We start from the raw sequence: 14194 nt of genomic DNA on the forward strand, positions 1-14194 counted from the left end.
CGTTGTCATCTCGTTAAGGATTTACTCCTTGACGCTGGCCCTGTGGCCGAGTTGACTTCCAGCCACCTCGGCCGCAACGTCGCGGCCTCGTCAGGGAGGTTCGAGAATGAACACGCGTATGCGTCGTGCCGCCGTTGCCGTTGCCGCCACCACGATGGCGATCTCGCTGGCCGCTTGCGGGAGCGCCAAGGAGTCCGGTGACAAGGCCGAGCAGGGCTCGGAGAAGAAGGGCGACGACCTGAAGATAGGTCTGCTCCTCCCCGAGAACCAGACGGCCCGTTACGAGAAGTTCGACCGGCCGATCATCGAGAAGAAGATCAGCGAGCTCACCGGCGGCAAGGCGAAGGTCACCTACGCCAACGCCAAGCAGGATGCGAACACGCAGGCCCAGCAGGTCGACACCATGATCACCAACAAGGTCGACGCCCTGATCCTGGGCTCGGTCGACTCCAAGGCGATCGCCAACAGCGTCAAGAAGGCCAAGGACGCCGGGATCCCGGTCGTCGCCTTCGACCGCCTCGCCGAGGGCCCCATCGACGCCTACACCTCCTTCGACAACGAAGAGGTCGGCCGGGCCCAGGGCACCGCCCTGCTGGAGGCCCTGGGCGACAAGGCCGACGGCGGCACCATCGTGATGATGAACGGCGCGATCACCGACCCGAACGCCGCGCTCTTCAAGAAGGGCGCCAAGTCCGTCCTCGACGGCAAGGTGAAGTACGGCAAGGAGTACGACACCAAGGAGTGGAAGCCGGAGAACGCCAACGCCAACATGGAAGCGGCGATCACCGCGCTCGGCAAGGACAAGATCGACGGCGTCTACTCCGCCAACGACGGCATGGCGGGCGGCATCATCACCGCCCTCAAGGCCGCCGGCATCGATCCGCTCCCGCCGGTCACCGGCCAGGACGCCGAGCTCGCGGGTGTGCAGCGCATCGTCTCCGGTGAGCAGTTCATGAGCGTCTACAAGTCCTACCCGGCCGAGGGCATCGTCGCCGCGGAGATGGCCGTCGCCCTCGCCAAGGGCGAGAAGCTCGACTCCATCGCCACCTCCAAGGTCGACAGCGCCACCACCAAGGGCATCCCGACGGTCCTCGTCCCGGTCGTCTCGCTGACCAAGGACAACATCAAGGACACCGTCATCAAGGACGGCATCTGGACGCTGGACGAGATCTGCTCGGCCAAGTACAAGGCCGACTGCGACAAGATCGGCCTGAAGTAGTCCCCCGGGGCTCCGGCCCCAGGGACCCGGCCCGCCCCCGAGCCGCCGGGTCCCGCCCGCACCACCGCCACCCGGTCCGCCGCGCGCCCGCGCGAGGGCCGGGCGGCCCACCGCCCGCGCGGGCGCAGGCCTTCGGCCCGCCCGCGTCACGAAGCCTGTCCGGCGTCCCGCACACCAACCGTCCCGCTACCGGGCGGGGCGCCGGACGGAACGCTTCACCGCTCTTCCCGTATCTCTTCTGCTCGACACCGCCGCGCCTTCCCCCGGGCGCGGCATCCCCGCCGGTCAGGCGGCGAAGGAGATGGTTCATGTGTCCGCTACGCCCGTGTTGGCGTTGCGAGGGGTCTCCAAGCGCTTCGGTGCCGTCCAGGTACTCACCGATGTAGAGCTTGAGGTCCACGCCGGCGAGGTGGTCGCCCTGGTCGGCGACAACGGCGCCGGTAAATCAACGCTGGTCAAGACGATCGCCGGGGTGCACCCCATCGATGACGGCGTCATCGAGTGGGAGGGCCGGGCGGTGCAGATCAACAAGCCGCACGACTCCCAGAACCTGGGCGTCGCGACCGTTTATCAGGACCTCGCGCTGTGCGACAACATCGATGTCGTCGGCAACCTCTACCTGGGCCGGGAGCTGCGCAGGTTCGGCATCCTGGACGAGGTCGAGATGGAGCGCCGCTCCCGCGAGCTGCTCTCCACGCTCTCCATCCGGATCCCGAGCGTCCGCATTCCGATCGCCTCGCTCTCCGGCGGCCAGCGCCAGACCGTGGCCATCGCCCGCTCGATGCTCGGTGAGCCCAAGCTCGTCATCCTCGACGAGCCGACCGCCGCCCTCGGCGTCGAGCAGACCGCCCAGGTCCTCGACCTCGTCGAGCGGCTGCGCGAGCGCGGTCACGCGGTCATCCTCATCAGCCACAACATGGCCGACGTGAAGGCCGTGGCCGACAAGGTCGCCGTGCTCCGGCTGGGCCGGAACAACGGTGTCTTCGATGTGAAGACCACCTCCCAGGAAGAGATCATCTCCGCCATCACGGGCGCCACGGACAACGCCGTGACCCGACGTGCGGCGCGCAACGCGGAGGTTTCCAAGTGACCACCGACGAGACCACCAACACGGTGGACAAGAGCAGCAGCTCGCTGGACAAGGGCAGCGACACGGTGGACGCGCCGCCGGTCGGGAACCCGGACGCCGCCGAGGGCGCCGCCACCGTCGTCGACCCCCGCCTCCTCATCCGCGAGCAGGGCTTCGCCGGCTACCTCACCGAGTTCAAGCGCAAGATCAGCGGCGGTGACCTGGGCTCGATCCCGGTGATCATCGGCCTCGCGATCATCGCCGTCGTCTTCCAGAGCCTGAACTCCGAATTCCTCTCCGCGAAGAACATCAGCGACATCGCGGTCACCATGGTCGCCACGGGCATGATGGCCGTGGGCATCATCTTCGTCCTGCTGCTCGGTGAGATCGACCTCTCGGTCGGCTCCGTCTCCGGTGTCTCCGGAGCCCTGGTCGCGGTGCTCAGCGTCACCCAGGGTATGAACGAATGGCTGGCGATCGTCGTCGCCATCGTCAGCGGCGCGGTGATGGGCGCGATCCACGGCTTCTTCTTCGCCCGGATCGGCGCGCCCGCCTTCGCCGTCACCCTGGCCGGCCTGCTGTTCTGGCTCGGCTTCATGCTCCAGCTGCTCGGTGACTCCGGCACCATCAACCTGGACGGCGACGGCGTGGTCGGCCAGCTGACCACGTACTACTTCACCGACGTCGCCGCCGCCTACGGGCTCGCCGCCCTCTCGGCGATCGGCTACTTCGCCGCCGCCTTCCTGGACACCCGCCGCCGTGAGGCCGCCGGCGTCCCGGCCCGCCCGATCGCCGACATCGTGCTGCGCACCGCCGTCCTCGCGGTGTTCGCCTTCGCCGCCGCGTACATGTTCAACCAGTACCGCGGCCTGCCGCTCGCCCTGGTCCTCTTCCTGATCGTCCTGGTCGGCACGGACTTCCTGCTGCGCCGGACGGCCTACGGGCGGAAGATCTTCGCGCTCGGCGGCAGCGTCGAGGCCTCCCGGCGCGCCGGTATCAACGTCACCGCCATCCGGATCTCCGTCTTCTCCATCGCGGGGACCTTCGCGGCGATCGGCGGCCTCTTCTGGGCCTCCAAGATCGCGGCGGCCAACCAGGGCTCCGGCACCGGCGACCTGCTGATGAACGTCATCGCGGCGGCCGTCATCGGCGGCACCAGCCTCTTCGGCGGCCGCGGCCGCACCTGGAACGCCCTGCTCGGCGTCATGGTGATCGTCTCCATCCAGTACGGGCTGTCGCTGGAGGGCATCGCCACCCCGATCCAGTACATGGTCACGGGAGCCGTGCTGCTCGCCACGGTCGTCATCGACTCCGTCACCCGGAAGACCCAGAAGACCGCGGGCCGCGCCTGACCGCGCATCCCCGCAGGTGCCCGGTGCCCCACGAGGGTACCGGGCACCCGTGCGTCACCGGTCGCCCGCATTCGAACACAGGCTCCGGCTGCCCACGGAAGTGGACAGAACATTAGACTCATCGGATCGGCACGCTCGATCAGCTCAAACGCAAGGAGGCACGGGTGGATCTGCTGACCCGCATCAAGGGACCGCGCGACCTGGACCGGCTCTCCGCCGACGAGCTGGACCAGCTCGCGCAGGAGATCCGTACGTTCCTCGTCGACGCGGTGTCCAAGACCGGCGGACACCTCGGCCCCAACCTGGGCGTGGTGGAGCTCACGATCGCCCTGCACCGGGTCTTCGAGTCGCCGCGCGACAAGGTGCTCTGGGACACCGGCCACCAGGCGTACGTCCACAAGCTGCTCACCGGCCGCCAGGACTTCTCCCGCCTCAAGATGAAGGGCGGCCTCTCCGGCTACCCCTCCCGTGCCGAGTCCGAGCACGACGTCATCGAGAACAGCCACGCCTCCGGGGTCCTCGGCTGGGCCGACGGCCTGGCCAAGGCCAACGAGGTCCTGAGGAAGGACGACCACGTCGTCGCCGTCATCGGGGACGGCGCGCTCACCGGCGGCATGGCCTGGGAGGCGCTGAACAACATCGCCGCCGCCAAGGACCGCCCGCTCGTCATCGTGGTCAACGACAACGAGCGCTCGTACGCCCCCACCATCGGCGGCCTGGCCAACCACCTCGCCACCCTCCGGACGACCGACGGGTACGAGCGCTTCCTGGCCCGCGGCAAGGACATCCTGGAGCGCACGCCCGTCGTCGGCCGCCCGCTCTACGAGACCCTGCACGGCGCCAAGAAGGGCCTCAAGGACTTCATCGCCCCGCAGGGCATGTTCGAGGACCTCGGACTGAAGTACGTCGGCCCGATCGACGGCCACGACATCGAGGCCCTGGAGTCCGCGCTCCAGCGCGCCAAGCGCTTCGGCGGCCCGGTCATCGTGCACTGCCTCACCGAGAAGGGCCGCGGCTACACCCCGGCGCTGGAGGACGAGGCCGACCGCTTCCACGCCGTCGGCAAGATCCACCCGGACACCGGTCTGCCGATCTCCACCTCCGGCCTGGACTGGACCTCGGTCTTCGGCGAGGAGATGGTCAGGCTCGGCGAGGAGCGCGAGGACATCGTCGCGATCACCGCGGCCATGCTCCAGCCGGTCGGCCTCGGCAAGTTCGAGCAGGCCTTCCCCGACCGGATCTACGACGTCGGCATCGCGGAGCAGCACGGTGCGGCCTCCGCGGCGGGCCTCGCCACCGGCGGCCTCCACCCGGTCTTCGCGGTCTACGCCACCTTCCTCAACCGCGCCTTCGACCAGGTCCTGATGGATGTGGCCCTGCACAAGTGCGGTGTCACCTTCGTCCTGGACCGGGCCGGGGTCACCGGCACCGACGGTGCCTCGCACAACGGCATGTGGGACATGTCGATCCTCCAGGTCGTGCCCGGCCTGCGGATCGCCGCCCCGCGCGACGCCGACCAGGTCCGTGCCCAGCTCCGCGAGGCCGTCGCCGTCGAGGACGCGCCCACCGTGGTCCGCTTCTCCAAGGGCGCGGTCGGCCCGGCGGTCAAGGCGGTCGGCCGGGCGGGCGGCATGGACATCCTGCGCAAGCCGAAGGCGGACCGACCGGACGTCCTGATCGTCTCCGTCGGCGCGCTCGCCCCGATGTGCCTGGAGATCGCGGATCTGCTGGACGCCCAGGGCATCTCCTCCACCGTCGTCGACCCGCGCTGGGTCAAACCGGTCGACGAGGCGCTCGCCCCGCTCGCCGAGCGCCACCGCGTCGTCGTCACCGTCGAGGACAACAGCCGTGCCGGGGGCGTCGGTTCCGCCGTCGCCCAGGCGCTGCGCGACGCCGGTGTCGACGTACCGCTGCGCGACTTCGGCATCCCGCCGGTCTTCCTCGACCACGCCTCGCGCGGTGAGGTCATGACCGAGATCGGGCTGACCGCGCCGGACATCGCCCGCCAGGTCACCGGCCTGGTCGCCAAGCTCGACGGCCGCTTCGAGAGCCGCGCGGTGCAGCCCGCCCGCGACTGACCTGCTCCGGGCCGATGGGCCGGGAAGACGACCCCTGTCCGGGTGGTTCTCCCGGCCCATTCGCATGAAACGGGCCAGATGGCGTGTTCCTGCGCATTCCGGTCCTCATCATGGCGTTCACAACGAGTGCGTGGAGGTACGCAGGTGAGCGCGCAGGTCACACCACCCCGCGGAAACGGTATTTTCCGCACGAAATCGGTCGAGCAGTCGATCCGTGACACCGAGGAGCCCGAGCACGCGCTCAAGAAGTCCCTCTCCGCCGTGGACCTCACGGTCTTCGGCGTCGGTGTCATCATCGGTACCGGCATCTTCGTCCTCACGGGCAAGGTCGCCAAGGAGACGGCGGGCCCGGCGACCGCCATCGCCTTCGTCGTCGCGGGCGTCGTCTGCGCCCTGGCCGCGCTCTGCTACGCCGAGTTCGCCTCCACCGTCCCGGTGGCCGGCTCCGCGTACACGTTCTCGTACGCCTCCCTCGGCGAGCTGGTGGCCTGGATCATCGGCTGGGACCTGGTGCTGGAGTTCGCGCTCGGCACGGCGGTGGTCGCGGTCGGCTGGTCCGGCTACGTCCGCTCCCTGATGGACAACGTCAACTGGACGATGCCCGAAGTGCTCTCGGGGCCCGACGTCGCCGAAGGGTTCGGCTTCGACCTCCTGGCCTTCGTCCTCGTGCTGATCCTGACCGTCATCCTGGTCATCGGCATGAAGCTCTCCGCCCGGGTCACCTCGGTGGTCGTGGCGATCAAGGTCGGCGTGGTCCTCATGGTGATCATCGCGGGCCTCTTCTTCATCAAGGCGGAGAACTACAAGCCGTTCATCCCGCCGTCCGAGAAGCAGGCCGCCGGCTCCGGCTGGGACGCCCCGATGGTCCAGCTGATCTTCGGCTACGAGCCCACCAACTTCGGCGTCATGGGCATCTTCACCGCCGCCTCCATCGTCTTCTTCGCCTTCATCGGCTTCGACGTGGTGGCCACCGCCGCCGAGGAGACCAAGCTGCCCCAGCGCGACATGCCGCGCGGCATCCTCGGCTCGCTCATCATCTGCACGGTGCTCTACGTGGCGGTCTCGATCGTCGTCACCGGCATGCAGCACTACAGCGAACTCTCCGTCAGCGCCCCGCTCGCCGACGCCTTCAAAGCCACCGGACACCCCTTCTACGCCGGTCTGATCAGCTTCGGGGCGGCGGTCGGCCTGACCACGGTCTGCATGATCCTGCTGCTCGGCCAGACCCGTGTCTTCTTCGCGATGAGCCGTGACGGCCTGCTGCCGCGCTTCTTCTCCCGGACGCACCCGCGCTTCAAGACCCCGTACCGCCCGACGATCCTGCTCGGTGTGGTGATCGCGATCATCGCCGGGTTCACGAGCATCGACGAGCTGGCCACCCTGGTGAACATCGGCACGCTCTTCGCCTTCGTCGTCGTCGCCCTCGGTGTCCTGGTCCTGCGCCGCACCCGCCCCGACCTGCCCCGCGCCTTCCGCACCCCGTGGGTGCCGGTCCTGCCGATCGCCTCGGTGGCCGCCTCGGTCTGGCTGATGCTCAACCTCCCGGTGGAGACCTGGGTGCGGTTCGCCGGCTGGATGGCGCTCGGCGTGCTCATCTACTTCGTGTACGGCCGCTCGCACAGCCGCCTGGGCCGGGAAGGCCGCTAGCGCCTGTCGTCGAACTGCCGCCTGCCGGTCCTGCCGCTCCACGGGGCCGGTCCGGCAGGGCCGGGGGTGCTGGGGCGGGCCGGGCCGCGGTGGACCGGGGAAAGCCTCCGGACGCCGCCTAGGGCCGTACCGTACGGGGTCCCACGCATCGCGCCCCGTACGCCTCGACCCGCTGCCGCAGCCCCCGGTCGGCGGTGACGACGACGCACCCGCGCTCCGGCCCGGCCCCTGCCGCCAGCTCCGCGATCAGGTCGTCACCGCTGCCGGGGGCGGAGACGACCTCGACGCCCGGCACGGAGGCGACGCCCCGCGCGGCCCCCTCGACGACGAGCACGATCGCGACGGGCCCGGGCACCCCCGGCACCCCGTCCGCCGCGTACGGGACCAGCGAGTCCCGCAGCCGCTCGGCGGCACCGCGCCGGTCCCGCCACCACCCGTCGGGCACGGAGCCGACCACATTGGCCCCGTCCACGATCACCAGCACCACCGCGTCACCACTCATCCCGGCAGGGTGTCACGGGAGCGCCGTCCCCCGGGCCGGTCAGCCGCCGGTGGCGGGGGACTTCTTCGCCGCCTCGGGGATCGCGGTGTCCTCGCGGAGGGCCTTCCACAGCTGACCGGCCTGCGGCTCGGCGGCCACCACCCGGTTCGGGTCGGCCCTGTCGTACGCCACCGGCAGCATGATCGTCTCCATCGAGGCCGGGTCGATGCCGTTCACCGAGCGGCCGAACTCCGCCAGCGAGGTGAGCGAGGCGAGCCCCGCGTCGGTGGTGAGCGCCTTGGTGGCCGAGTCCGCGATCCGGTAAGAGTCGGCCGGACTGCCCAGCAGGTCCTGCGACTTGACCTCGGAGAGCAGGGCGACGAGGAACTGCTGCTGGAGCCCGATGCGGCCGAGGTCGCTGCCGTCCCCGATGCCGTGCCGGGTCCGTACGTACGCCAGCGACTGGGTGCCGTCCAGCCGCTGCCGGCCGGCGGCCAGCTCCAGCCCCGACGCCCGGTCGTGGATGTCCTGCTCCACGTCCAGGGTGACCCCGCCGATCGCGTCGACCAGCTCCTTGAACCCGGCGAAGTCGATCTCCAGATAGTGGTCGATCCGGACGCCGGACATCTTCTCCACCGTCTTCACCACACAGGCGGGCCCGACCTGGGCGTAGACGGAGTTGAACATGACGCGCTCCTCGGCGGGCACCGCCCCGCCGCCCGCCCCGGCGCACTCCGGCCGGGTCACCAGGGTGTCGCGGGGTATCGAGACCGCGACGGCCTTGGACCGCCCCTCGGGGATGTGCACCACCAGCGCGGTGTCGGAGCGCGCCCCACCGGCCTTCCCGCCGCCGCCCAGCTCCTGGTTCTCCGCCCCGGCCCGCGAGTCCGAGCCCAGGACCAGCAGGTTCTGTCCGCTGGTGGGGAGCTTGCGCGGCCGGTCGTCGCCGAGCGCCGTGTCGATGTCGACGCCCGTGATGTTCCCGTCGAGCCGGCTGTAGAGCCAGTAGGCGGTGGAGCCGCCCGCCAGCAGCAGGACGAGCAGCACACCGAGGGTGATCCTGAGTCCGCGGCGGCGCTTGCGGGGCCCGGCCGCGCGTCGGGAGGCGCGGGAGCCCGCGGGTATGGCGTCGTTGCTCATCCTGGATCGAGTCCTCACATCACATGGCCCGGGTGGGGGCGGAGTACGGGGGACTCGGGTGGGGGGCGGAGCCGGTCCGGCGGTCGTCGTGCGCGGAACAGCACTATAGACAACCGGCCCGGCACGCACACCGGTTGAGTGCCCCGCTCTTTCACGGAGCGAGGACACCACGACGACGGGCCGTACGGGATCGCTCCCGTACGGCCCGTCCGGTGACCGGTGTCCGCGCTAGGCGGGCACGCTCGCCACGCCCTGCTCCAGGAACGGCTTGCCGTTCACCCGCTGGGAGACGCCCTCGCGGTCCAGGTACGGCGTGATGCCGCCCAGGTGGAAGGGCCAGCCCGCGCCGGTGATCAGGCACAGGTCGATGTCCTGGGCCTCGGCGACGACGCCCTCGTCCAGCATCAGGCCGATCTCCTGCGCCACCGCGTCGAGGACGCGGTCGCGGGTCTGCTCCTCGGTGAGGACGGTGTCGCCCTGCTTGAGGAGGGCGGCGACCTCGGGGTCGAGGACCGGCGCGCCGGAGTCGTAGACGTAGAAGCCGCGCTTGCCGGCCTTCACGACCGCCGCGAGGTTCTCGGAGACGGTGAAGCGCTCCGGGAAGGCGCGGTTCAGGGTCTCGGAGACGTGCAGGCCGATGGCCGGGCCGACCAGCTCCAGCAGCACCAGCGGGGACATCGGCAGGCCGAGCGGCTCGACGGCCTTCTCCGCGACCTCGACCGGGGTGCCCTCGTCGATGACGTTCTGGATCTCGCCCATGAAGCGGGTGAGGATGCGGTTGACGACGAACGCCGGGGCGTCCTTCACCAGCACCGCGGTCTTCTTCAGCTTGCGGGCCACACCGAACGCCGTCGCCAGCGAGGCGTCGTCGGTCTGCTCGCCGCGCACGATCTCCAGCAGCGGGAGGATCGCGACCGGGTTGAAGAAGTGGAAGCCGACGACCCGCTCCGGGTTCTTCAGCTTCGACGCCATCTCGGTCACCGAGAGCGAGGAGGTGTTGGTGGCGAGGATCGCGTGCGCCGGGGCGACCGCCTCGACCTCCGCGAACACCTGCTGCTTGACGCCGATCTCCTCGAAGACGGCCTCGATGATGAAGTCCGCGTCCGCGAAGCCCTCGGCCTTGTCGAGCACACCGGATACCAGGCCCTTGAGGCGGTTGGCCTTGTCCTGGTTGATGCGGCCCTTGCCGAGCAGCTTCTCGATCTCGGCGTGGACGTAGCCCACACCCTTGTCGACGCGCTCCTGGTCGATGTCCGTGAGGACGACCGGGACCTCCAGGCGGCGCAGGAAGAGCAGCGCCAGCTGCGAGGCCATCAGACCGGCGCCGACGACGCCGACCTTGGTGACCGGGCGGGCCAGGTTCTTGTCCGGGGCACCGGCCGGGCGCTTGGCGCGCTTCTGGACCAGGTTGAAGGCGTAGATGCCGCTGCGCAGCTCGCCGCCCATGATCAGGTCCGCGAGGGCCTGGTCCTCGGCGTCGAAGCCGGCGGAGAGGTCGCCGTCCTTGGCCGCCGCGATGATGTCCAGCGCGCGGTACGCGGCCGGGGCCGCGCCGTGCACCTTGGAGTCCGCGACGGCCCGGCCGCGGGCCACGGCCGCGTCCCAGCCCTCGCCGCGGTCGATCTCCGGCCGCTCGACGGCCAGCTCGCCCTTGAGGACGGCCGCGGTCCAGATCAGCGACTGCTCCAGGAAGTCCGCGCCCTCGAAGATCGCGTCGGCGATCCCGAGCTCGTAGACCTGCTTCCCCTTGAGCTGACGGTTCTGGTTCAGCGAGTTCTCGATGATCACCGAGACCGCGCGGTCCGCGCCGATCAGGTTCGGGAGCAGCGCGCAGCCGCCCCAGCCGGGGACCAGGCCGAGGAAGACCTCGGGCAGCGAGAACGCCGGGATGGCGGTGGAGACGGTGCGGTAGGAGCAGTGCAGACCGACCTCGACACCGCCGCCCATCGCCGCGCCGTTGTAGTACGCGAACGTCGGGACCGCGAGGCCGGAGAGGCGGCGGAAGACGTCGTGGCCGCCCTTGCCGATGGCGAGCGCGTCCTCGTGGCGGCCGAGCAGCTCGACACCCTTGAGGTCGGCGCCGACGGCGAAGATGAACGGCTTGCCGGTGATGCCGACGCCGGTGATGGTGCCGTCGGCGGCCTCCTTCTCGACCTGGTCGATCGCGGTGTTGAGGTTCGCCAGCGACTGCGGTCCGAAGGTGGTCGGCTTGGTGTGGTCCAGGCCGTTGTCCAGGGTGATGAGCGCGAACCGCCCGGCACCGGACGGCAGGTCCAGGTGGCGTACGTGCGCCTGCGTGACGACCTCGCCGGGGAACAGCTCGGCCGCACCCTTCAGAAGCTCAGCGGTGGAGCTCACTTGTTGCCTCCGTCGGCGTTGAAGTGCGGGTTCTCCCAGACGACCGTGGCGCCCATGCCGAAGCCGACGCACATCGTCGTCAGGCCGTAGCGGACCTCGGGCTGCTCCTCGAACTGCCGGGCCAGCTGCGTCATGAGCCGGACACCGGAGGAGGCGAGCGGGTGGCCGTACGCGATGGCGCCGCCGTACTGGTTGACGCGGGCGTCGTCGTCGGCGATGCCGTAGTGCTCCAGGAAGGCGAGCACCTGCACGGCGAAGGCCTCGTTGATCTCGAAGAGGCCGATGTCGTCGATGGTCAGACCGGCCTGGGCCAGCGCCTTCTCGGTGGCCGGGATCGGGCCGTAGCCCATGACCTCCGGCTCCACGCCCGCGAAGGCGTACGAGACCAGGCGCATCTTGACCGGGAGGCCCAGCTCGCGGGCGACGTCCTCGGCGGCGAGCAGGGAGGCGGTGGCGCCGTCGTTGAGACCCGCGGCGTTACCGGCCGTGACCCGGCCGTGGGCGCGGAAGGGGGTCTTGAGGCCCGCCAGCGACTCCATGGTGGTGCCCGGGCGCATCGGCTCGTCGGCGGTGACCAGGCCCCAGCCCGTCTCGCCCGCCTCGGCGTTGGTGCGGCGGACCGACACCGGTACGAGGTCCTGCTGGATCTTGCCGTTGGCGTACGCCTTGGCGGCCTTCTCCTGCGAGCGCACCGCGTAGGCGTCGGCGCGCTCCTTGGTGATGGTCGGGTAGCGGTCGTGCAGGTTCTCCGCCGTCATGCCCATGAACAGGGCTGACTCGTCGACCAGCTTCTCCGACACGAACCGCGGGTTCGGGTCGACGCCCTCGCCCATCGGGTGGCGGCCCATGTGCTCGACGCCACCGGCCACGACGACGTCGTACGCGCCGAAGGCGATGGAACCGGCCGTCGAGGTGACGGCGGTCAGGGCGCCCGCGCACATGCGGTCGATCGAGTAGCCGGGGACGGACTGCGGCAGACCGGCCAGGATTCCGGCGGTGCGGCCCAGCGTGAGGCCCTGGTCCCCGATCTGCGTGGTCGCGGCGATGGCGACCTCGTCGATCTTCTTGGGGTCAAGGTCCGGGTTGCGGCGCAGCAGCTCCCGGATCGCCTTCACGACGAGGTCATCGGCGCGGGTCTCGTGGTAGATGCCCTTCGGGCCCGCCTTGCCGAACGGGGTGCGGACGCCGTCGACGAAGACGACGTCCCGGATGGTACGAGGCACGATGGCTCTCCTCCAGGGTGCGGGATGGCACTGCTGCGGGGCACGCCCGGGGGCGCACCGCCTGCCTTCATGCTACTTGCGGGTAACCAGACTGCCCACCCCCCGTGGCCGGAGCGTCGAAGGTCACATCCCACGGGTGCCCGCGGAGGCGTCCGTCAGGCGGAGGGAGGGGCTCCGAACCTGGCGCGATTTCGACCATCGGTTCGGTCCGCGAACAGGGCGTGGACCCCGGTCGGGCCGGCCTCGGAGAACGGAAAACCCCCGGCCGGTGACCGGGGGTGTCCGAGGTGTGGGGTCAGGCGCCGGCGGCGAGCGCCCGGACCAGGAGCGGCCCGACCTGCTCGATCTGCCAGCGCCGGGCCCCGTACGCCGCGAGGGTGTCCTCGACCGCGCCCGGCGTCAGGTTCTTCGGCGGCTCCCAGCAGACCCGGCGCACGGTGTCCGGGGTGATCAGGTTCTCCTGGGGCATGTGCAGCCGCTCGGCCAGCTCCGAGACGGCGGTGCGGGCGGCCGAGAGCCGGGCCGCGGCCGCCGGGTCCTTGTCGGCCCAGGAGCGCGGGGGCGGCGGCCCGGCCGGCTGCTGGCCGGGCTGCGGGAGCTCCGACTCCGGCAGCGCCTTGGCCCGGTCCACGGCCGCCTGCCACTGCTCCAGCTGCCGCCGCCCCATCCGGTGGCCGAATCCGGGCAGTGCGGTCAGCGCCTGCACGTTGGCGGGCAGGGCGAGGGCCGCCTCCACGATCGCGGCGTCACCGAGCACCTTGCCGGGGGAGATGTCCCGCCGCTGGGCCACCTGGTCCCGGGAGGTCCACAGCTCGCGGACGACGGCCATCTGACGGCGGCGGCGGACCTTGTGCATCCCCGAGGTGCGGCGCCAGGGGTCCTTGCGGGGCGGGGCGGGCGGCGCCGAGGCGATGGCGTCGAACTCCTCCCGGGCCCACTCCAGCTTCCCCTGCCGCTCCAGCTCCTCCTCCAGCGCGTCGCGCAGGTCGATCAGCAGCTCCACGTCGAGCGCCGCGTAGCGCAGCCAGGGCTCGGGCAGCGGGCGGGTGGACCAGTCGACGGCGGAGTGGCCCTTCTCCAGGGCGTAGCCGAGGACGTTCTCCACCATGGCGCCGAGGCCGACGCGCGGGAAGCCCGCGAGCCGCCCGGCCAGCTCGGTGTCGAAGAGCGAGGTGGGGGACATGCCTATGTCCCGCAGACAGGGCAGGTCCTGGGTGGCGGCGTGCAGGATCCACTCGGAGCCGGTCAGCGCGGTGGAGAGGCCGGAGAGGTCGGGGCAGCCGACCGGGTCGACCAGGGCGCTGCCCGCGCCGTCGCGGCGCAGCTGGACGAGGTAGGCGCGCTGGCCGTAGCGGTAGCCGGAGGCGCGCTCGGCGTCGACGGCCACCGGTCCGGTGCCGCGGGCGAAGTCCGCGATCACCTTGGCCAGGGCGTCCTCGGAGGCCACCACCGGGGGAATGCCCTCGCGCGGTTCGAGCAAGGGGATCGGCGCCGGGGCGACGTCGTCCGGGGGAGCGCCCCCGGTGGTTCGCAGTGAAGTGTCTGCTGCGGTCTCTTGGGCGTCGGTCACCCGTCAAGGGTATCTGTGTATACGCGCCACCCGTCGACGTAACGTTCCGTCGACGGG

At 70.7% G+C, this 14194-nt stretch carries 10 protein-coding genes; 5 read left to right on the top strand and 5 right to left on the bottom strand.

The features are described from left to right. The first annotated feature begins 106 nt into the window (after positions 1 to 106). From ACQ9ZG_RS27180 to ACQ9ZG_RS27200, 5 genes are all read left to right on the top strand, one after another. Positions 107 to 1219, top strand: a complete 1113-nt coding sequence (locus ACQ9ZG_RS27180) for a sugar ABC transporter substrate-binding protein (protein WP_109914181.1) — start codon at positions 107 to 109, stop codon at positions 1217 to 1219. Positions 1220 to 1520: 301 nt separating this feature from the next. Then, positions 1521 to 2309, top strand: a complete 789-nt coding sequence (locus ACQ9ZG_RS27185; protein ID WP_024264112.1) for an ATP-binding cassette domain-containing protein — start codon at positions 1521 to 1523, stop codon at positions 2307 to 2309. Beyond that, on the top strand, positions 2306 to 3640 hold the full coding sequence (locus tag ACQ9ZG_RS27190) for a sugar ABC transporter permease (protein ID WP_181398266.1): 1335 nt from the start codon (positions 2306 to 2308) through the stop codon (positions 3638 to 3640). Before ACQ9ZG_RS27185 ends, ACQ9ZG_RS27190 begins: the two co-directional genes overlap by 4 nt. A gap of 164 nt (positions 3641 to 3804) precedes the next feature. Further along, complete coding sequence (gene dxs / locus ACQ9ZG_RS27195; RefSeq protein ID WP_028418083.1) at positions 3805 to 5718, top strand: 1-deoxy-D-xylulose-5-phosphate synthase; 1914 nt, start codon at positions 3805 to 3807, stop codon at positions 5716 to 5718. Positions 5719 to 5898: 180 nt separating this feature from the next. Beyond that, on the top strand, positions 5899 to 7365 hold the full coding sequence (locus ACQ9ZG_RS27200) for an amino acid permease (protein WP_028418084.1): 1467 nt from the start codon (positions 5899 to 5901) through the stop codon (positions 7363 to 7365). A gap of 118 nt (positions 7366 to 7483) precedes the next feature. Here ACQ9ZG_RS27200 and ACQ9ZG_RS27205 read toward each other — a convergent pair whose 3' ends face one another. From ACQ9ZG_RS27205 to ACQ9ZG_RS27225, 5 genes are all read right to left on the bottom strand, one after another. Beyond that, entirely contained in the window at positions 7484 to 7867 is a 384-nt protein-coding gene (locus ACQ9ZG_RS27205; RefSeq protein ID WP_028418085.1) for a PIN domain-containing protein, read from the bottom strand. 39 nt (positions 7868 to 7906) lie between these two features. Further along, positions 7907 to 8986 (bottom strand): LCP family protein, encoded by a 1080-nt coding sequence (locus tag ACQ9ZG_RS27210; protein WP_109916245.1) that lies wholly within the window; start codon positions 8984 to 8986, stop codon positions 7907 to 7909. A gap of 228 nt (positions 8987 to 9214) precedes the next feature. Then, a complete protein-coding gene (locus tag ACQ9ZG_RS27215; protein WP_109916244.1) occupies positions 9215 to 11344 on the bottom strand; it encodes a 3-hydroxyacyl-CoA dehydrogenase NAD-binding domain-containing protein in 2130 nt (709 codons plus the stop codon). After that, on the bottom strand, positions 11341 to 12567 hold the full coding sequence (locus ACQ9ZG_RS27220) for a thiolase family protein (protein ID WP_028418088.1): 1227 nt from the start codon (positions 12565 to 12567) through the stop codon (positions 11341 to 11343). Before ACQ9ZG_RS27220 ends, ACQ9ZG_RS27215 begins: the two co-directional genes overlap by 4 nt. 295 nt (positions 12568 to 12862) lie before the next feature. Further along, the gene (locus ACQ9ZG_RS27225; RefSeq protein WP_499281316.1) at positions 12863 to 14137 is read right to left on the bottom strand and encodes an HRDC domain-containing protein; all 1275 of its coding nucleotides are present in this window, start codon (positions 14135 to 14137) and stop codon (positions 12863 to 12865) included. Positions 14138 to 14194: the final 57 nt, after the last annotated feature.

This window comes from Streptomyces araujoniae (assembly GCF_050871195.1).
Classification (GTDB): Bacteria; Actinomycetota; Actinomycetes; order Streptomycetales; family Streptomycetaceae; genus Streptomyces; species Streptomyces bacillaris.

Coding starts and splice junctions, on each gene's coding strand:
- ACQ9ZG_RS27185 (WP_024264112.1), top strand. CDS start 1,521: ATGGTTCATGTGTCCGCTACGCCCGTGTTGGCGTTGCGAGGGGTCTCC.
- ACQ9ZG_RS27210 (WP_109916245.1), bottom strand. CDS start 8,986: ATGAGCAACGACGCCATACCCGCGGGCTCCCGCGCCTCCCGACGCGCG.
- ACQ9ZG_RS27180 (WP_109914181.1), top strand. CDS start 107: ATGAACACGCGTATGCGTCGTGCCGCCGTTGCCGTTGCCGCCACCACG.
- ACQ9ZG_RS27205 (WP_028418085.1), bottom strand. CDS start 7,867: ATGAGTGGTGACGCGGTGGTGCTGGTGATCGTGGACGGGGCCAATGTG.